The organism is Vibrio sp. D173a, from assembly GCF_030248475.1.
Genome location: NZ_JAHGAH010001446.1, coordinates 1 through 745, shown reverse-complemented (window position 1 = coordinate 745; position 745 = coordinate 1). Strand labels below are relative to the sequence as shown.

At 48.2% G+C, this 745-nt stretch carries 1 protein-coding gene; it reads left to right on the top strand.

Going from position 1 to position 745, the window contains the following annotated elements; translation table 11 throughout:
- Nucleotides 1-2: 2 nt before the first annotated feature.
- Nucleotides 3-745, top strand: a 743-nt coding sequence (locus tag KIV40_RS33960; RefSeq protein ID WP_285353845.1) for an alpha/beta fold hydrolase, incomplete at its 3' end; no start/stop codon positions are given.

Here is a 745-nt window from a genome sequence, read left to right as displayed (position 1 = left end):
CGATTTGGTATCCCACACAAGATACATCAGACACAACCTTAATTGGCGATAACCCGGACTTCATCGGCACACAAGTTATAAGAGATGCAAAAATTCAAGCAGGTACTTTCCCAGTAGTCCTGCTCTCACACGGCTACCGAGGGAGCTGGCGAAACCAAAACTGGCTAGCGACCAGACTTGCGAATCATGGCTACATCGTCGCCGCCGCCGACCACCCGGGAACCACCTCTTTTGACCAGTCCCCAAAGCAAGCTGCTAAATGGTGGGAAAGACCGAGAGATGTATCGCGTATTCTGGATTATTTATTATCTGACACCGCGTGGAAGTCGTCTGTTAACGCAGACAATGTTGCGGTTATCGGGCATTCACTAGGTGGTTGGACAGTGATGCAATTGGCGGGAGCAAAACTGGATAGACCAACCTTTAAGGCTAATTGTCAGGCATACCCGAACCCACGAACTTGTGGGCTTGCTGAAGAGTTAGGGTTAGACAAAGCCCAAGATAAAGAGCCAAGCAATAAACAGTTTTCAGACACTCGAATTCAACGTGTCGTTAGCCTTGATCTGGGGCTTGCTCGCAGCTTTTCAGTGGGCAGCTTAAATGACATTACAGTACCAACCTTAATACTGGCGGCCGGTGTCGATATTGGAGATCTACCTCAGGCATTAGAGTCTGGCTACATTGCTGAATATATGCCCCTGAATACAAGACGCTACAAGGTCTATGAAAGTGCTACTCACTTTAG